16 protein-coding genes are annotated in these 18,830 nt (G+C 67.2%); all 16 read left to right on the top strand.

The annotated features are described in order from the left end of the window. Positions 1 to 127: 127 nt before the first annotated feature. Positions 128 to 409, top strand: a complete 282-nt coding sequence (locus tag J2X52_RS10795) for a hypothetical protein (protein ID WP_310152827.1) — start codon at positions 128 to 130, stop codon at positions 407 to 409. Between the two features lie 303 nt (positions 410 to 712). Then, positions 713 to 1,441, top strand: a complete 729-nt coding sequence (gene pyrH, locus J2X52_RS10790) for a UMP kinase (protein ID WP_232137702.1) — start codon at positions 713 to 715, stop codon at positions 1,439 to 1,441. Positions 1,442 to 1,544: 103 nt separating this feature from the next. Next, positions 1,545 to 2,102, top strand: coding sequence for a ribosome recycling factor (frr, locus tag J2X52_RS10785; protein WP_310152824.1), 558 nt, complete (start codon positions 1,545 to 1,547; stop codon positions 2,100 to 2,102). Positions 2,103 to 2,121: 19 nt separating this feature from the next. Continuing rightward, positions 2,122 to 2,892, top strand: coding sequence for a polyprenyl diphosphate synthase (gene uppS, locus J2X52_RS10780; protein WP_310152821.1), 771 nt, complete (start codon positions 2,122 to 2,124; stop codon positions 2,890 to 2,892). Then, entirely contained in the window at positions 2,889 to 3,728 is an 840-nt protein-coding gene (locus J2X52_RS10775; RefSeq protein WP_310152818.1) for a phosphatidate cytidylyltransferase, read from the top strand. The genes uppS and J2X52_RS10775 overlap by 4 nt, the downstream gene beginning before the upstream one ends. Positions 3,729 to 3,771: 43 nt before the next feature. Then, complete coding sequence (locus tag J2X52_RS10770) at positions 3,772 to 4,950, top strand: 1-deoxy-D-xylulose-5-phosphate reductoisomerase (protein WP_310152815.1); 1,179 nt, start codon at positions 3,772 to 3,774, stop codon at positions 4,948 to 4,950. 9 nt (positions 4,951 to 4,959) lie between these two features. After that, positions 4,960 to 6,324 carry an RIP metalloprotease RseP gene (gene rseP, locus J2X52_RS10765; RefSeq protein WP_310152813.1) on the top strand — a complete coding sequence of 455 codons (1,365 nt, stop codon included), beginning with the start codon at positions 4,960 to 4,962 and terminating at the stop codon, positions 6,322 to 6,324. Between the two features lie 66 nt (positions 6,325 to 6,390). After that, positions 6,391 to 8,949: an outer membrane protein assembly factor BamA gene (bamA, locus tag J2X52_RS10760; protein ID WP_310152810.1), complete on the top strand. Its 2,559-nt coding sequence runs from the start codon at positions 6,391 to 6,393 to the stop codon at positions 8,947 to 8,949. Positions 8,950 to 8,962: 13 nt separating this feature from the next. Next, positions 8,963 to 9,991 (top strand): UDP-3-O-(3-hydroxymyristoyl)glucosamine N-acyltransferase, encoded by a 1,029-nt coding sequence (lpxD, locus tag J2X52_RS10755; protein WP_310152808.1) that lies wholly within the window; start codon positions 8,963 to 8,965, stop codon positions 9,989 to 9,991. Beyond that, positions 9,988 to 10,443, top strand: a complete 456-nt coding sequence (fabZ, locus tag J2X52_RS10750) for a 3-hydroxyacyl-ACP dehydratase FabZ (protein ID WP_310152805.1) — start codon at positions 9,988 to 9,990, stop codon at positions 10,441 to 10,443. The genes lpxD and fabZ overlap by 4 nt, the downstream gene beginning before the upstream one ends. Position 10,444: 1 nt before the next feature. Further along, positions 10,445 to 11,230: an acyl-ACP--UDP-N-acetylglucosamine O-acyltransferase gene (lpxA, locus tag J2X52_RS10745; protein ID WP_310152802.1), complete on the top strand. Its 786-nt coding sequence runs from the start codon at positions 10,445 to 10,447 to the stop codon at positions 11,228 to 11,230. A gap of 75 nt (positions 11,231 to 11,305) precedes the next feature. Next, entirely contained in the window at positions 11,306 to 12,526 is a 1,221-nt protein-coding gene (gene lpxB, locus J2X52_RS10740; protein WP_310152973.1) for a lipid-A-disaccharide synthase, read from the top strand. Beyond that, positions 12,523 to 13,164 (top strand): ribonuclease HII, encoded by a 642-nt coding sequence (gene rnhB, locus J2X52_RS10735; RefSeq protein WP_310152799.1) that lies wholly within the window; start codon positions 12,523 to 12,525, stop codon positions 13,162 to 13,164. The genes lpxB and rnhB overlap by 4 nt, the downstream gene beginning before the upstream one ends. A 228-nt stretch (positions 13,165 to 13,392) precedes the next feature. Then, on the top strand, positions 13,393 to 16,923 hold the full coding sequence (gene dnaE / locus J2X52_RS10730; protein ID WP_310152795.1) for a DNA polymerase III subunit alpha: 3,531 nt from the start codon (positions 13,393 to 13,395) through the stop codon (positions 16,921 to 16,923). A 191-nt stretch (positions 16,924 to 17,114) separates the two neighbouring features. Then, the gene (locus J2X52_RS10725) at positions 17,115 to 18,074 is read left to right on the top strand and encodes an acetyl-CoA carboxylase carboxyltransferase subunit alpha (protein WP_310152792.1); all 960 of its coding nucleotides are present in this window, start codon (positions 17,115 to 17,117) and stop codon (positions 18,072 to 18,074) included. Positions 18,075 to 18,086: 12 nt separating this feature from the next. Then, on the top strand, positions 18,087 to 18,827 hold the full coding sequence (locus tag J2X52_RS10720; protein ID WP_310152790.1) for a tetratricopeptide repeat protein: 741 nt from the start codon (positions 18,087 to 18,089) through the stop codon (positions 18,825 to 18,827). Positions 18,828 to 18,830: the final 3 nt, after the last annotated feature.

Here is an 18,830-nt window from a genome sequence, read left to right as displayed (position 1 = left end):
AAAGGACCCGTGCGCCTGCGCGCGACGCCGGACTGGCGCGCCGTCCGGCCCGGGGAACGCGGGATTCACGGCGTATCGGCAGCGGTTGAGGCACGTTCGACCGCCCTACTCACGAGCTGCCATCGCCATGACCATCAAACCCTCCACACCCGCCACCGCGCCCGATCAAAACGTCCAGTCCGGGCAGGTCGCCGTCAACGACCGCAAGGCGTCACGCGGTGACGACTACGCCCACGACAACAACCGCTCTGCGGAAGGCAACGACGCGTCACTGATCTCCGGGCCGAATTTCGAACGTCGCGTCCACGCCGACGGCACGGTCGAGGCCGCCCCAACGGAATCCGACGACGAAAAGGATGACAAGGGTGACGCAGCTACCACGGAACGCCCTTCGGGTCAGGGTAGCTGAGGCAGCCGGTTGCGGCAGCGCAGCGTCGCGAGTGCGTCTGTCCATTTCGATCTATCGGGCCCGAACCCGAGCGCGCGGTGCCACGCTGACGCTAAGGCTTGATTGCGACGCGACTCCGAGCCGCGGTGAAATCCCGAGGTGCAAGTGTCCTGACGGCAGCCTACCGGAGCCATATCAGCACGCGCAGCGCGCAACGCTTGGCGACGCGCTCGTGACACCGCAACGGAAAGATGACACCCGGTTCGCGCACGGCCTGCGGCGATCCCCTAGAATCCGCACCGTCCTCGCCCCCGGAGTCATCGCATGTCGTCTGCCCCGCTCGCCTATCGCCGCGTTTTGTTGAAGTTGTCCGGCGAGGCCCTGATGGGTGACGAGGATTACGGCATCGACCCCAAGGTCATCGGCCGCCTGGCCGATGAAGTCATCGAAGCCCAGAAGGCCGGCGCGGAAGTGGGGCTGGTGATCGGCGGCGGCAACATTTTCCGCGGCGCGGGCCTGGCCGCTGCCGGCATGGACCGTGTCACCGGCGACCAGATGGGCATGCTGGCGACGGTCATCAACGCCCTCGCCATGCAGGACGCGCTGGAGAAGCGCGGCGCCCGCGCGCGGGTGATGAGCGCGATCAAGATCAACGACGTCTGCGAGGACTACATCCGCCGTCGCGCGATCCGGCATCTCGAGAAGGGGCGCATCGCGATCTTCGCCGCCGGCGTCGGCAGTCCGTTCTTCACCACCGACTCGGGCGCTGCGCTGCGCGGCATCGAGATCGGCGCGGACCTGTTGCTGAAGGCGACCAAGGTCGACGGTGTGTACGACGCCGACCCGAAGAAGGTGCCCGATGCCAAGCGTTACGACCGCCTGACCTATGACGAAGTCCTGCGCCAGGGACTCGAGGTCATGGACACCGCAGCATTCGCGTTGGCGCGTGACTCGGATCTGCCGCTGCGCATCTTCGACATGAGCCAGGCCGGCGTACTGCTGCGCATCCTGCGCGGCGAGCCGATCGGCACGCTGGTGCAGGGCCGCAGCTGAGCCCCTACCGCGCGGCCGGGCGCCGCGCTGCGGCATCACCCGGCCCCGTCGTCGGCCCCGGACGCTTATAATCGTCCGATTCGCACACGGACCGGGGCTGCCCATGCTCAACGACATCAAGAAAGACACCCAGACCCGCATGGCCAAGAGCGTCGAAGCGCTCAAGCACACGCTGGTGAAGGTACGCACCGGGCGCGCGTCCACCGCCCTGGTCGACAACATCAAGGTCAACTACCACGGTTCGGACATGCCGCTGAACCAGGTCGCCAGCGTGGTGGTGTCCGATGCCCGCTCGCTGATGATCACACCGTGGGAGAAGCAGATCGTCGGCGCGATTGAGAAGGCGATTCTCGGCTCCGACCTCGGCCTGACCCCGAACACCGCCGGCACCACGATCCGCCTCAATCTGCCCGCGCTGACCGAAGAACGCCGCCGCGACCTGTCGAAGGTCGTGCACAGCGAGGGCGAGGACAGCAAGGTCGCCATCCGCAACATCCGCCGCGATGCCAACCAGCAGATCAAGGAACTCCTGAAGGAGAAGCTGATCTCCGAGGACGACGAGCGTCGCAGCGAGGACGAGATCCAGAAGATCACCGACGCGGCGATCAAGGACGTCGATGAGGTGGTCAAGGCCAAGGAACAGGAACTGATGTCGGTCTGACGGCCTGGCCGCAGTCCGCATGAACGCTCCGATTCCGACCGGGACCGTCCCGCGCCACATCGCCGTCATCATGGATGGCAACGGGCGTTGGGCGGCGCGCCGCAAGCGTCCGCGTGCGATCGGCCATCGAGCCGGCGCACGCACGGTCAATCTCTGCATCGATTTCTGCCTCGAACGCGGCGTCGGAGCGCTGACCCTGTTCGCCTTTTCCAGCGAGAACTGGGGCCGCCCCGACGAGGAAGTCGGTGCGCTGATGAAGCTGTTCCTGGGCGCGCTCGACCGCGAGGTCGGCGAATTGCATCGCCGCGGCGTGCGCCTGCGTTTCATCGGTGAGCGCAGCCGCTTCAGCGAAGGCATTCGGGGTCGCATGGCGGCGGCCGAAACGCTGACCGCTGGCAATACGCGTCTGACGCTGGCGGTGGCCGCGAGTTACGGCGGGCGCCAGGACATCGCATCGGCGGCGCGCTCGCTGGCCGAGGATGTCGCGGCCGGCCGGTTGCGTCCCGATCAGATCGATGAAGCGGCGCTGGGTGCACGCGTCGCGCTGGCCGATCTGCCGGCACCGGATCTCTTCATCCGGACCGGTGGCGACCTGCGCATCAGCAATTTCCTGTTGTGGCAGCTCGCCTACACCGAGTTGTGGTTCACCGAGACCCTGTGGCCCGAATTCGGCGTGCAGGAACTCGAACAGGCGTTACAGGTCTATGCCTCGCGCGAGCGACGCTTCGGGCTGACGGGCGAGCAGATCGCCTCCGCACAGGATGCACCGCCCGGGGAGGGCCACCCATGACATCGACCCGCATTCTCGCGGCCCTGCTGATGGCGCCTGTCGCCATCGCGGCCGTGCTGCTGCTCAATACACCGTGGATGGCCGCCGTCTCGGCGATCGTCTTCCTCGCCGCGCTGTGGGAATGGTTGCGGTTGACCGACATCGACGACACGCTCGCGCGCACCGCGCTGCTGGCGCTGAATCTGCTGCTGATGGTGGCGATCGTCTGGGCCTCGGCGACCGGTGGCGGTTCACTGGTGTTGCTGAAGATCCTCGCGATGATCGGCGTCGGCTGGTGGCTGCTGGCCACGCTATGGCTGCGTTACTACGACTTCGCGTCCGATCACGACACCAAGGCGCGTGTCTTCAAGCTCGCCGCCGGTACGCTTGCGGTGATCCCGGCCTGGGCCGCGCTGTGCGTGATTCACGCCGGCGAGAACGGCGGCTACGGCAACCGCTGGCTGCTGCTGGCGCTGGCGATCGTCTGGGCCACCGACACCGGCGCGTATTTTGCGGGTCGCAAGTTCGGCAAGCACAAACTGGCGCCGCGCATCAGCCCCAACAAGACCGTTGAAGGCCTGGCGGGCGGCGTCATTGCGGGTGTCGCCGTCGCGGTGGCGTTCGCGCCGCTGGCAGGCGCGACCGTCGCGCAATTGCCGCTGGTCGCGCTGGTCGCGGTGCTCACCGTGCTGGCATCGGTGGTCGGCGATCTGTTCGAGAGCTTGCTCAAGCGGCATGTCGGCGCCAAGGATTCGGGCACGTTGATTCCCGGCCATGGCGGCGTGCTCGACCGGCTCGACAGCGTGCTGGCGGCGCTGCCGGTGTTCGCGTTCGGCCAGATCTGGCTCGGCTTCTGACAATGCAATCCGTATTTCTGTGCCGCGGCCGGACGTGCCACGCATGATCCGCAAGGTCGCGGTCTTCGGCGCCACCGGTTCGATCGGCACCTCGGCGCTGGACGTCATCGCCAGGCATCCCGAGCGCCTGCGCGTGAGTGTGCTGGCCGCTGGCAGCAACGTCGATAGACTTGTCGCGCTGTGCGTCACGCATCGGCCGGACCATGCGGTGATCGCCGATTCCGGCCTGCTCGACGCGCTGGCGACCGCATTGCGCGACGCCGGCCTCGACACGACGCCGCACGCCGGCATGCCGGCGCTCGACATGCTCGCAGCCGACGCGGACACATGCGACACGGTGGTCGCGGCCATCGTCGGGGCCGCCGGTCTCGATTCCACGCTCGCCGCGCTGCGTGCCGGCAAGCGTGTGCTGCTGGCCAACAAGGAATCGCTGGTACTGGCCGGCGCGCTGATGATGCAGGCCGCGCGCAACGCGGGCGCGACCATCGTGCCGATCGACAGCGAGCACAATGCGATCCACCAGTGTCTGCCCGGCGACGGCGACTGCAGCGGCGTCGCCCGCATCATCCTGACCGCATCCGGCGGCCCGTTCCGCGGGCGCGATCGTGCCTCGCTGGCCGACGTGACGCCGGCCCAGGCAGTCGCCCATCCCAAGTGGTCGATGGGGCCGAAGATCTCGGTCGATTCGGCCACGCTGATGAACAAGGGGCTGGAACTGATCGAAGCGCACCATCTGTTCGCGATGCCGGGCGAGCGCCTCGACGTGCTGGTGCACCCGCAGAGTCTCGTCCACTCGTTCGTCGAGTTCATCGATGGTTCCACGCTGGCGCAGCTCGGATTGCCGGACATGCGCACCGCGCTCGCGGTCGGACTGGGCTACCCCGACCGGATCGCCTCCGGCGTTGCGGGGCTGGATCTGCTGCAGCATGGTCGCCTGGAATTCGAGGCTCCGGATATCGAGGCATTTCCCTGCCTGGCCTTGGCGCGCGACGCACTGGTGGCCGGCGGCACCGCGCCTGCCGTGCTGAACGCGGCCAACGAGATCGCGGTTTCAGCGTTTCTTCAGGGGCAACTCCGTTTTCTAGCCATCCCCGGGCTGGTCGCGCATGTGCTCGACACATTTCCCACCACGGACGCGACGTCGCTGGCCGTGCTGCGTGACGCCGATGCGCGTGCGCGACACGCCGCCACACGCGCGATCGAAACAGGTGCCATCCATTGAGCAAGCGTGATGTCTGAATTCCTCGGCTCGGTGTGGTGGCTGATCGTCAGCCTCGGCGTGTTGGTGACGTTTCATGAGTTCGGCCACTACTGGGTCGCGCGCCGTTGTGGCGTGCGCGTGCTGCGGTTCTCGGTCGGCTTCGGCCGCGCGCTGTGGTCGCGCCGCGGCAAGGACGGCACGGTCTACCAGATCGCGATGATCCCGCTGGGCGGCTACGTCAAGATGCTCGACGAGCGCGAAAGCGCAGTGCCGGAGGCCGAAGCGCACGCGGCCTTCAACCGCGCCTCGGTGTGGAAGCGCATCGCCATCGTCGCCGCCGGTCCGATCGCCAACCTGATCCTGTGCGTTGCGCTGCTGTGGGCGATGTTCGTCATCGGACGTCCCGACTATGCACCGGTCGTCGGCCAGGCCAGCGGCATCGCCGAAACCGCGGGGCTGCGCGCGGGTGACCACATCGAATCGGTCGGCGACCGCGAGACCCCGACCTGGATGGAAGTCCAGCTGGCCTTGTTGCCGGCCGCGCTCGATCGCGAGGACGTCGCGCTGCGCGTGACGGACGCGCGCGATCGCGAAGTCGTCCGCGAGCTGCGCCTGTCCGAGCTGCCGGAGGATTTCGACCAGCGCCGCATCGCATCGGCCATTGGCCTGTGGCCGCGGCATCTGATGCTGCCGGCACTCGTCGCCGCCGTGGAGCCTGGATCCGCGGCCTGGGGCGTGCTGGCCGAGGGCGACCGGCTCACCGCCATCGATGGCAGCCCGGTACGGGTCTTCGAGGACATCGGACCCCTGGTGCAGACGCTGGGCGACCGCGGCGGCGCGGCGATGGTCGAAGTGGAACGCGATGGCGAACGCCTCGCGCTGGAGATGACCCCCCGGCAAATGCCGCCGTCCGAGGGACGCAGCGCATACTGGGCGCTCGGCATCGCACCGCCGCGCAATCTGCCCCTGCCACCGAAGGACGCGTTACAGCAGTACGGCGTGCTCGCCTCGGTGCCGGCGGCGTTCCGTGAAGTCAGCCATTTGACCGGCCAGTTGGTCGGCATGATCGGCCGGGCCTTCAGCGGCCGGGTGGCGATCGAGAACACCGTTGCCGGACCGATCACGATCGCCCGCGCCGCCAATACCTATGCCGGCCAGGGCCCTGCCTGGTACCTCACCATCCTCGCGCTGCTGTCGCTGAGCCTGGCGATTCTGAACCTCCTCCCTATCCCGCTGCTGGATGGGGGACACCTGTTGTATTACCTTATCGAGTTGGTCAAAGGCAGCCCGGTCAGCGAGCGCGCGATGGTGGCCGGTCAATACGTCGGCCTGGCCCTGCTGGCCGGCCTGATGGGCCTGGCGTTCTACAACGACATCCTCCAACTCGTGCGCTGACACCTGCCCGACCCGGATTCCGCCGCGCGCACCGCGCCGGAACCACTCCCCTACCCGGATTCAAAGATGACGCGAATGCCTGACCGCCGACTGCTTGCCCTCGCCCTCGCCACGGTGATCGCCGCGCCGGCATGGGCCCAGACGGCCGCGAACGCACCTGTCGCCGCGACGGCTCCCGCCTCGCTTCCTCCGCTGGCACCGCCGAGCGCCAGCAGCTTCACGGTGAGCGACATCCGTGTCGACGGCCTGCAGCGCATCGGCGCGGGCACTGTGTTCACCTATCTGCCGGTCGAGCGCGGCGACACCGTCAACTCCACCCGCATCAGCGACGCGGTCCGCGCGCTGTACCGGACCGGCTTCTTCGAGGACATCCAGGTCGCGCGCCAGGGCGACATTCTGGTGTTCACGGTGAGCGAGCGTCCCGCGATCAACCGCCTCACGCTGACCGGTAACAAGGACATCAAGACCGAGGACCTGACCAAGGGCCTGAACGAGATCGGCCTGTCGGAAGGCGAGACCTTCGACCGCCTCGACCTCGACCGCGTCACCCAGGAACTGGTGCGCCAGTACAACAACCGCGGCAAGTACAACGTGCGCATCACCCCGACCGTCTCGCGCCTCGACCGCAATCGCGTCGACATCGCAATCAATGTCGAGGAAGGCAAGGCGGCCAAGATCCGCCACATCAACATCGTCGGTAACGAGATCTACGACCTCGACACGCTGACCGACAACTGGGAATCGGGCGAGTCGAACTGGCTCAGCTGGTACCGCCGCGACGACCAGTATTCGCGCGAGAAGCTCGAGGGCGACCGCGAGAAGCTGCACAACTTCTATCTCGACCGCGGTTACATCGATTTCAGCGAGGACAGCGTCCAGGTCTCGATCAGCCCCGACAAGGCCGACATGTTCATCACCGCCGGTATCACCGAAGGCGAGATCTACAAGGTGTCGGACGTGCAGATCACCGGCAACACGGTGCTGCCGAAGGAAGAGATCGAAAGCCGCGTCTTCGTGCAGAAGGACCAGGTGTTCTCGCGTGCGCTGCTGGAATTGAGCTCGGATGCGATCGTCGCGACGCTCGGCAACATCGGCTATGCGTTCGCGCAGGTGAACCCGATTCCGGAAGTGGACCGCGAGAACCGCACGGTCGCGATCAATCTCCAGGTCGTGCCGGGTCCGCGCGTGCAGGTGCGCCGCGTCCAGTTCAAGGGCAACAGCCGCACATCCGACGAAGTGATGCGCCGCGAAATGCGTCAGTTCGAGGGCAGCTGGTACTCGCAGGCCGCGGTCGACCGCTCCAAGGTCCGCCTGCAGCGCCTGGGCTATTTCGAATCGGGCAGCGTCAACGTCGAAAGCCAGCCGGTGCCCGGCAGCAACGACGAAGTCGACGTGGTGTTCAGCGTCACCGAGACCACCTCGGGCAGCTTCGTGTTCGGCCTCGGGTATTCGCAGCTCGCCGGCGTGACCACATCGGTGCAGCTGTCGCAGAACAACTTCCTCGGCAGCGGCAACCGGGTCTCGGTGGAAGCACAGCGCAACGTGTATCTGCAGCGCTACTCGTTCTCCTTCATGAACCCGTACTTCACCGACGGCGGCATGTCGCTGGGCTACAACCTGTGGTGGCGCGAGTTCGACAACTCCGAGTTCAACACCGCGCAGTACTCCTCGACCAGCGCCGCGGCGCAGACGATCCTCGGCATTCCGCTGACCGAGAACGACTCGATCTCGCTGCTGCTCGGCATCGACCGCAACCAGATCTTCACCTTCCGCGGTTCTTCGCCCGAATCGATCGTCGACTACGTCGATGCATTCGGCTCGCGCACCTTCCACGCCTGGCGCAGCGAGCTGGCGTGGGCGCGCGATACCCGCAACGACTATCTGCAGCCCACGCGCGGCATGATGCAGCGCGTCTCGCTCGAGACCACCCTGCCCGGCTCGAGCGCTGAGTACTACAAGCTCAACTACGAGATCTCGAAGTACTGGCCGATCAATCGCCACCTGGTGCTCAATACGCGCGCAGAGCTCGGCTACGGCGACAGCTACGGCAGCGACATCGTGCGCAACGTGTGCTTCACCGGACCCACTTTGGTCGATAGCAATGGTGACGGCACCATCGACACCCAGGTGCCGGGCGCTCCGCCGAGTGACCCCTGCGACCTCACGTCGAACGACTACATCCGCACGATCACCGCCAGCGGCCTGCCGTTCTACGAGAACTTCTATGCGGGCGGCCCGCGTTCCGTGCGCGGTTTCCGCGACAACACGCTGGGCCCGCGCGAAACGGCGTTCAACAGCTCGTTCCTGCAGCCGATCGGCGGCGCGGTGAAGACGATCGGTTCGGCGGAAATGTTCTTCCCGTCGCTGATCAAGTCACCTGCGGCGCGCATCTCGGCCTTCGTCGACTTCGGCAACGTCTATAAGGATGTCGACAGCTGGGATGCGAAGGAACTGCGCGCGTCGGCAGGTGTCGCCCTGATGTGGCGCGCGCCGGTCGGTCCGATCTCGATCAGCTATTCGTACCCCTTGCGTCAGCAGAACGAGGTGCGTGGCGGCTCGGGTGAGCTGATCAAGCAGGCCGATGAAGTCGAGCGCCTGCAGTTCACCTTCGGCGGCGCGTTCTGATCCAGCGCGACCGATGACCGACACGCAGACCCGCCATACCGCCGAAGCCCTCGCGCAGCGCTTCGGCCTTGTCGTCCACGGCGATCCGCAGACTGCAGTCAGCGGTGTCGGAACGCTCGCCGCCGCGACCAGCGTGCAGCTCGCGTTCCTGTCGAACCCGCGCTACCGCCCACAGCTGGCCGCTACCGCCGCCGGCATCGTGGTGATGCGCGAGGCGGACGCGGCGGGCTACGCCGGCACAGCGCTGATCGCCAAGGATCCCTACGTCGCCTACGCGAAGATCGCCGCGTTGTTCGAGCCGGCAAGCGATGCGCCGGTGGGGATCCATGCCTCCGCCGTGGTCGATCCATCCGCGCAGGTCCACGCCAGCGCGTCGATCGGCCCGCACGTCAGCATTGGCGCGCGCAGCGTGATCGGCGCCGGCGCGACGCTCGGCGCCGGTTGCGTGATCGGCGAAGACTGCGTGGTCGGCGACGGCAGCCATCTGATCGCCCGCGTGACTCTGGTCAAGCGTGTGCGCCTCGGCACCCGCGTCACCATCCATCCCGGCGCAGTGCTCGGGTCTGAAGGATTCGGCCTGGCGATGGACGCCGGCCGCTGGATCAACGTGCCGCAACTCGGCGGCGTGGTGATCGGCGACGACTGCGACATCGGCGCCAACACTACGATCGATCGCGGTGCGCTCGAAGACACCACGCTGGCCGAGGGCGTGCGCCTCGACAACCTGATCCAGATCGGACACAACGTGCGCATCGGTGCGCATACCGCGATCGCGGGCTGCGTGGGTATTGCCGGCAGCACGAAGATCGGCAGCTACTGCCTGCTCGCGGGCAAGGTCGGCGTCGCCGGCCATCTTGAAATCTGCGATCACGTCGTCGTCCACGCGATGACGATGGTGTCCGCATCCATTACCGAGCCTGGCGAGTATTCGGCCGGCATTCCCGCCCAGCCCACGCGCGAGTGGCGGAAGAATGCCGTGCGGATCCGCCAGCTCGATTCGCTCGCGCGCCGCGTCACGGCGCTCGGCAAGGGGGAACCATGACAGACCAGATCACGCTGCCGATCCTCATCGACGGCGTCCACAAGTTGCTGCCACACCGCTATCCGTTCCTGCTCATCGACCGCGTCGTCGAGTTCGAGCACGGCAAGCGTGTGGTCTGCTGGAAGAATGTCTCGGCCAATGAGGAGTTCTTCCAGGGGCATTTTCCCGGCCAGCCGGTGATGCCGGGGGTGCTGGTCATCGAGGCCCTTGCCCAGGCCGGCGGGATTCTCACCCATCTGACCAAGGGCAAGAACTGCGAGGGCAACCTGTCGTACCTGGTCAAGGTGGACGCGGCGAAGTTTTCGCGCATGGTGGTGCCGGGCGACCGTCTCGAACTCGAGGTCACGATCAAGCGCGAGATCCGCAACATGACCATGTACAGCGGCATCGCACGCGTGGATGGTCAACAGGCGGCATGCGCGGAGATCCTTTGCGCCGAGGTCCCGCGCTGACATGGGCGCTGCGCAGGTCCATCCCAGCGCGGTCGTCGATCCTGGCGCGACGCTGGGTGAGGACGTGCGTATCGGGGCGTTCACGCTCATCGGTCCGGAGGTCGAGATCGGTGCCGGCACCATCGTCGGCCCGCATTCCAGCATCCATGGCCCGACACGCATCGGCCGCGAGAACCACATCCACGGCCATGCCGCTATCGGCGGCGAGCCGCAGGACAAGAAGTTCGCGGGCGAACGCGCGGAGCTGGTGATCGGCGATCGCAACACGATCCGCGAATTCGTCACGATCAACCGCGGCACCGGCGACGGCGGCGGCATCACCCGGATCGGCGACGACAACTGGCTTCTCGCCTACACGCACGTCGCGCACGATTGCGTCGTCGGCAACCGCTGCGTGTTTTCCAACAACGCCACGCTGGCCGGCCACGTGACGGTCGGCGACCACGTGATCCTCAGCGGGTTCGTCGGCATCCACCAGTTCTGCCGGATCGGCGCGCATGCGTTCATCGGCATGGGCGCGTTCGTCAACGGCGATGTGCCCCCGTTCGTGATGGTGGCGCAGGACGGCTATGGCCGCCCGCGCGGCATCAATGCCGAAGGTCTGAAGCGTCGCGGCTTCGATTCCGCACGCACCTCCGCGATCAAGCGCGCCTACCGCGCCTTGTATGTTTCGGGTGATTCGCTGGCCGATGCGCGTGTGCGACTGGCAGAAATGGCGCAGGGCAGCGAGGATGTGCGCGCGTTTCTCGATTTCATCGACGCCGGCGATCGTCCGCTGTTGCGTTGAGGCCGGGGTTGGGAATTCGGGATTGGCGATTCCAAGAGGCACAATGCCGCTATCCAACCCGTGCGTCGCCCTGCTGTGCCGAATCCCGAATCCAAAATCACGAATCTCCCGAGTAGCGCCACGCTCCGCGTGGCCCTTGTGGCGGGCGAAGCATCGGGTGACCTGCTCGGCGCCGGGCTGATCGAACAACTGCGCGCGCGCTATCCGCAGGCGACATTTGCCGGCGTCGGCGGCGATGCGATGCGTGCGGCCGGCATGGACACCTGGCACGACGCGTCCGAACTCGCGGTCATGGGGCTGTCGGAAGTGCTGCGGCACTTGCCGCGCCTGCTCAAGCTGCGCAAAACGCTGCGCGCGCGCCTGCTCGACTGGCGGCCGGACGTGTTCATCGGCATCGACGCGCCCGATTTCAATCTCGGTCTCGAGCGCACGCTGAAAGACCGCGGCATTCGCTCCGTGCATTACGTCAGCCCCTCGATCTGGGCCTGGCGCCAGGGCCGCGCGGCGAAGATCGGACGCAGCGCGGATCTCGTGCTGTGCCTGTTCCCGATGGAGCCGCCGATCTATGCGACGCATGGCGTCGATGCACGCTTCGTCGGTCATCCACTGGCCGAGATGCTGGCGCTCGAGCCTGACCGCACAGCGGCGCGCGATGCGCTTGGACTGCCGCAGGACGCGCCTGTGCTCGCGGTGCTGCCGGGGTCGCGTCTGGGCGAAATCGGACGCCTCGGCGACGTGTTCCTCGATGCCGCCGCGCGTGTCGCCGACGCTCTGCCCGGGTTGCGCATCGTCGTGCCGGCCGCGAACGCAGCTTGCCGCGCCGCGATCGATGCGCTGCTCGCACAGCCACGCTTTTCCACGCTCGATGTGCGGGTACTCGACGGCCAGGCGCGCGCCGCGATGGTCGCCAGCGATGTCGTGCTGCTCGCCTCCGGCACCGCGACGCTGGAAGCCTTGCTGGCCAAACGCCCGATGGTCGTCGGCTACCGCATCGCGCCGAGCACGGCGTTTCTGGTGCGCCTCTTCAAACTGATGAAGGTCGATCGCTTCTCGCTGCCCAACGTGCTGGCCGGACGCACGATCGCCCCGGAGTTCATGCAGGAGGACTGCACGCCCGGGAATCTGTCGGCGGCCGTCTTGCACTGGTTCCGCGATCCGGCCGCGGCCGATGCCTTGCAGCCGGTCTATCGCGATCTGCATCTGCAACTGCGTCAGGGTGCCTCGGCGACCGCTGCGGATGCGGTCGGACGGCTCGCCGTATCGGCACTGCCCGCACCGCCAGTCGAATCGCGATGACCCGTCGCCTGCGCATCGCCGGCGTGGATGAGGCCGGGCGCGGCCCGCTCGCCGGACCAGTCGTGGTCGCCGCGGTGATCCTGCATCCCAAGCGCCCGATCGACGGCCTCGACGATTCCAAGAAATTGACCGAGAAACGCCGCGAGGCGCTTTACCCGCAGATCCTCGAGCGGGCGCTGGCGTGGCGGGTCGAGTTCGTCGATGTCGACGAGATCGATCGCATAAACATCTTCCAGGCGACGATGGTCGGCATGGCGCGTGCCGTCCAGGCGCTGGCGCCCGCGGCCGAGCGCGTGCTGATCGACGGCAACCGCCTGCCGCGCGGCCTGCCTTGTCCCGCACGCGCGATCATCGGCGGCGACGCGCTTGAGCAATCGATCATGGCGGCGTCGATCCTCGCCAAGGTCGCGCGCGATCGCGCGATGGTCGAACTGCACGCGGCGTTTCCCGATTACGGTTTCGACCGGCACAAGGGCTACAGCGCGCCGACCCACCTCGCCGCGCTGCTCGCGCACGGCCCCTGCGTGCATCACCGTCGCAGCTTCGCGCCAGTGGCGCGGTTGTTGCCCCAAGCCATGTCGGATGCCATCGTCGAACCCACGACCGCAGATCTGTTCGCCGAGCCGTTGCCGGCCTGATATCCGGACGTGGGATGAGGCGAGCGCAGCGAACCCGTCACGCAGCACCTGCAGGCGCGCCATCCGACGGGTCACGCGGCGCTTTGCAGCCCGAAAGTGGCGCTGGATGAACCGTTTCCGGTCGGCTACCACGCACCCGCCGCGCCAGAGCGCGACCCGCCCCCTGTCAAGCCTTGTCCGGCCCCCGCCCCGGCCCTAACCTGACCCTCCGGTCGCCACGCCCACGCAATGTCCGCCCGCTTCGCCCATCTGCACGTCCACAGCGAATACTCGCTCTCCGATTCGACAATCCGGATCAAGGAGCTGGTGAAACGCTGCGCCGCGCTCGACCAGCCCTCGGTTGCGCTGACCGACCGCAACAACCTGTTCGCGCTGGTGAAGTTCTACAAGGCGGCTGAAGGCGCCGGCATCAAGCCGGTGATGGGCGCCGACATCTCGCTCGCCGAAGGCGACGAACCAGCCTCGACGCTGACCCTGCTGTGCCGCGATCACGACGGCTACCTGTCGCTGTCACGCCTGCTCACGCGCGCATGGATGGAAGGCCATCGCACCGATGGCGTCGTCGTGCGCCCGGACTGGTTGCGCGAGGCGAATACCGGCCTGTTCGCGATCGCCGGTCGCCACGGTCCTGCGGCGAAGCTGCTGGCCGGTGGCCGCGACGATCTCGCGCGGCAGTGGTACACGCAATGGCGCGAAGTGTTCGACGACCGTCTGTTCCTGCAGCTCACCCGCTGCGGCTTCGACGACGAAACCGTGCACAACGCGCTCGCGCTGCAGGTGTCCTCCGATCTGTCGCTGCCGGTGATCGCCGGCAACGACGTGCGCTTCCTCGATGCCGAAGGCTTCGATGCGCACGAAGCCCGCGTGTGCATTTCCACGGGCCGCGTGCTCGACGATCCGCGTCGCCCGAAGCTCTACACACGCGAGCAGTACCTGAAGTCGGCCGACGAGATGGCCGCGCTGTTCTCCGATGTGCCCGACGCGATCGACAACACGCTCGCGCTCGCGCAGCGCTGCAATCTCGAACTGCGCCTGGGCACCTATTACCTGCCGGCCTATCCGGTGCCCGACGACCACACGCTCGACACCTGGATCCGCGCGCAGTCGCACGAGGGTCTGGTCGAGCGTCTGGCGAAGTACCCGATCGCGCCGGGGCATACGCGCGAAAGCTATATCGAGCGTCTCGACATCGAGCTCGACGTCATCTGCAAGATGGGCTTCCCGGGCTACTTCCTGATCGTCTCGGACTTCATCAAGTGGGCCAAGGAGCACGACATTCCGGTCGGTCCCGGCCGCGGTTCCGGCGCCGGCTCGCTGGTCGCGTGGGCACTGAAGATCACCGACATCGATCCGCTGCCCTACGACCTGCTGTTCGAGCGCTTCCTCAATCCAGAACGCGTGTCGATGCCCGACTTCGACATCGACTTCTGCATGGACCGCCGTGACGAGGTCATCGACTACGTCGCCGCGAAGTACGGCCGCGACCGGGTCAGCCAGATCATCACCTACGGCACCATGGCCGCGAAGGCCGTGGTGCGCGATACCGGTCGTGTGCTCGGCTATCCCTACGGTATGGTCGACGGCATTTCCAAGCTGGTGCCGCCGACGCTGGGCATCGGTCTGGAGGACGCACTCGGACGCACCGACAAGTCGCGCAGCGACGACGCCTGGCGGTCCGATGAACTGATCGCGCGCTACAACGACGAGGACGACGTCCACGACCTGCTCGATCTCGCCCTGCAGCTCGAGGATCTGACCCGCAACGCCGGCAAGCACGCCGGCGGCGTGGTCATCGCGCCCTCCCCGCTCAGTGATTTCTGCCCGCTGTACGCGGAACACGACGAAGGCAACCTTGGCCGCAACCCGGTCACCCAGTTCGACAAGGACGATGTCGAGACGATCGGCCTGGTGAAGTTCGACTTCCTCGGCCTGCGCACGCTCACGATCATCGACTGGGCGGTCAAGGCGATCAACGCGCGCCGCGCCGCGGCCGGCGAAGATCCGTTGGATATCGCCGCGCTGCCGCTCGACGACGTCGAGAGCTACAAGCTGTTCGCGCGTGGCGACACGGTCGCGGTGTTCCAGTTCGAATCGCGCGGCATGCGCGAGCTGCTCAAGCGCGCGCAGCCCGATACGTTCGAGGACATCATCGCGCTCGCCGCGCTGTTCCGGCCCGGCCCGTTGGGCTCGGGGATGGACAAGGAGTGGGTCGACCGCAAGCACGGCCGCACGGACGTGAGCTATCCGCATCCGTCGCTGGAGCCGGTGCTCTCGCCGACCTACGGCGTCATCGTCTACCAGGAACAGGTGATGCAGATCGCCCAGGTCCTGGCCGGCTATTCGCTGGGCGGCGCCGATCTGCTGCGCCGCGCGATGGGCAAGAAGAAGGCCGAGGAAATGGCCAAGGAGCGCGCCAAGTTCGAGGCGGGCTCGGCGGAGAACGGCGTCGACCCGAAGGTCGCCACGCAGATCTTCGATCTGATGGAAAAATTCGCCGAGTACGGCTTCAACAAGTCGCACTCGGCCGCCTATGCGCTGGTGGCCTACCAGACCGCCTGGCTGAAGGTGCACTACCCGGCCGAGTTCATGGCCGCGGTGCTGTCGTCGGACATGGACAACACCGACAAGGTCACCGGCTTTCTGACCGAAGCTCGGACGATGGGCCTGGACGTGCTGCCGCCCGACGTCAATGCCTCGGCCTACATGTTCGAGGCGATCGATCCGCAGACCATCCGCTACGGCCTGGGCGCGGTGAAGGGCGTGGGCCGCGGCGCCTGCGAGAACATCGTCGATGCGCGGGTGCAGGCCGGCGTGTTTCCCGACCTGCTGGATTTCTGCCGTCGCGTGGATTCCTCGCGGCTCAACAAGCGCACGCTCGAAGCGCTGATCAATGCGGGCGCGATGGACGCGCTGGGCAAGAACCGGGCATCGCTGATGCTGCAGTTGCCCGAGGCGCTGAAGGCGACCGACCAACTCACCCGCAACCGCAACGCCGGCATCGTCGACATGTTCGGCAGCAGCGTCGGCGACAGCGATGCGCTGCACATCGATCTGCCCGAATGCGAGGAATGGCCGCTCAAGCAGAAGCTCGACGGCGAACGCGACACGCTCGGCCACTACCTCAGCGGCCACCCGCTCGATCCCTATCGCGACGAACTGCAGGCCCTGGTCGGGACCGACCTCGGGCAGCTCGACAGCCTGTGGGCAGCGCGCGACCAGAAAGGCGGCGGCAACAGCTGGCGGCCGGAAACCCAGGTCATCATCGCCGGCCAGGTCGGCGCGATGCGCAAGCGCGGCGACTCGCAGGCCTTCGTGCTGCTCGAAGATGGTCGCGGCCGGCTCGAGTGCGGCTTCTTCGCCGATGCCAGCAGCGAGTACGCGCACCTGCTCACGCGCGACCGCATCCTGATCGTCGAAGGCGGGCTGCGCGAGGACGAGTTCAGCGGCGGCTTCGCGCTGCGCGTGAAGCGTTGCTGGGATTTCCATACCGTGTGCCCGGAACACGCGCGCCGGCTGTCGCTGCGCCTGGATCTGCGGGTGCCCGGCACGCTGGCGCGCGTGGAACAGGTGCTGGCCCAGCATCGTCCCGGCAAGACCCCGTTGCGCCTGGACCTGCTGCTGGAGGCCGGCAGCGCCGGCACGCTGGACGTCAACGGCGCGCATTCGGTGCGCGTGGATGCCGAACTGCCGGGCACCCTGCGCGCCCAGGCCGGCGTGCGCATCGCCCGGCTGGACATCGCCAAGCCCTGGGCGAGCTGACTGCGCGCCGGCGCGACATCCGGCGCCCCAACATCCGTCAACATGCGGCGATCTGCGATCCAGACGCCCTCGTACGGCCCCATCGGGCGCTGTCCGCTAGACTGTCGCCCTTTCCGGCTCCGGTCGGGCCCGCGTGGCGCATCGCGCCCGGGTCCGCACCGCGGTCGCCTCCCAATGGACGGCTTTCCCGAATGAATCCGAATTACCTCGACTTCGAACAGCCCATCGCCGATCTCGAAGCGAAGATCCAGGAACTGCGCCAGGCCAGCGACGGCCCGGCGGTCAACATCGACGCCGAACTCGCCACGCTGCGCGACAAGCTGCGCAAGCGCACCGCGCACATCTTCCGCGACCTCACCCCGTGGCAGGTCTCGCAGCTCGCGCGCCATCCGCAGCGCCCGTACACCAACGACTACATCCGCAGCTTCTGCGACGAGTTCGAGGAACTCGCCGGCGATCGCGCTTATGCCGACGACGCCGCGATCGTCGGTGGCCTCGGCCGCATCGACGGCCGCAGCGTGGTGATCATCGGCCACCAGAAGGGCCGCGACACCAAGACCAAGGTGCGTCGCAACTTCGGCATGCCGCGCCCCGAGGGCTACCGCAAGGCGCTGCGCCTGATGAAGATGGCCGAGCGCTTCAAGCTGCCGCTGCTGACGTTCATCGACACGCCGGGCGCCTACCCGGGCATCGGCGCGGAAGAGCGCGGCCAGTCCGAGGCCATCGCCCGCAACCTGCTGGAAATGGCCGAACTCAAGACTCCGATCATCTGCACCGTGATCGGCGAAGGCGGCTCCGGCGGCGCGCTGGCGATCGGTGTCGGCGACCGCACCGTGATGCTGGAATACAGCACCTACTCGGTGATCTCGCCGGAAGGTTGCGCGTCGATCCTGTGGAAGGATGCCGGCAAGGCCCGCGACGCCGCCGAGCAGCTCGCCCTGACCGCCAAGCGGCTCAAGGCGCTGGGCCTGGTCGACAAGGTGGTGCGCGAGCCGATCGGCGGCGCGCACCGCAATCCGCGCCAGACCGCAACCCGCCTCAAGGCCGTGCTGATGAACGAGCTCGACCAGCTCGAGCAGTTGCCGGTCGAGGCACTGCTGCAACGCCGCTACGAGCGTCTGCGCAGCTACGGTGCCTACGAGGCAGCGTAAGGGAGCGACACGATGGGCCCGATCCTCCTGTTCTCGATCCTGTTGCAGATCGGCTGCGGCGTGCATGCGGTCCGCACCGGCAGGCCGCTGTACTGGGTCTTCATCCTCCTGATCGGCTCCTACATCGGCGTGCTGGTGTATCTGCTGGCCGAAGTACTGCCCGGACTGCGCAACAACCGCGGCGCGACCCGTGCGCTGGGACGTGTGCGTGACCGGATCGATCCGACGCGTCACACGCGTGCGGCCAGCCGCGACCTCGAGATCGCCGACACCCTCGAGAACCGCCGCAGGCTTGCCGAGCGCAAGTTCGCGAGCGGTGATTACGCCGGCGCGGAAGCCTTGTACCGCGACGCCCTGCGTGGTCTGTATGCGACCGACCCGACACTGATGCTCGGCCTGGCGCAGGCGCAGTTCCATCGCGGCGAACCGTCCGCCGCACGCGAGACGCTCGACGCGCTGATCGCCGCGAATCCGGACTTCCGCTCGCACGATGGTCATCTGCTCTACGCCCGCGCTGTCGAAGCGGGTCACGACTTCGACGCGGCCGTCGAAGAATACGAAGCGCTGATCCAGGACTACCCCGGAGAAGAAGCTCGAGTGCGCTATGCCGGCCTGCTGCAGCGTCACGGACAGGCCGACAAGGCGCGAGCGCTGTATGCCGACACCCTGCGCCGCGTCGATCTGGCGCCTGCGTACTACCGCCGAGAACAGCGGGAATGGGTCGATATCGCCAAGCGCGAATCGCGCGCCTGAGCC

Source organism: Luteimonas sp. 3794 (assembly GCF_031456825.1).
In the GTDB taxonomy this organism is placed as follows: Bacteria; Pseudomonadota; Gammaproteobacteria; order Xanthomonadales; family Xanthomonadaceae; genus Luteimonas.
This window is presented reverse-complemented; position numbering and strand designations above follow the sequence as displayed.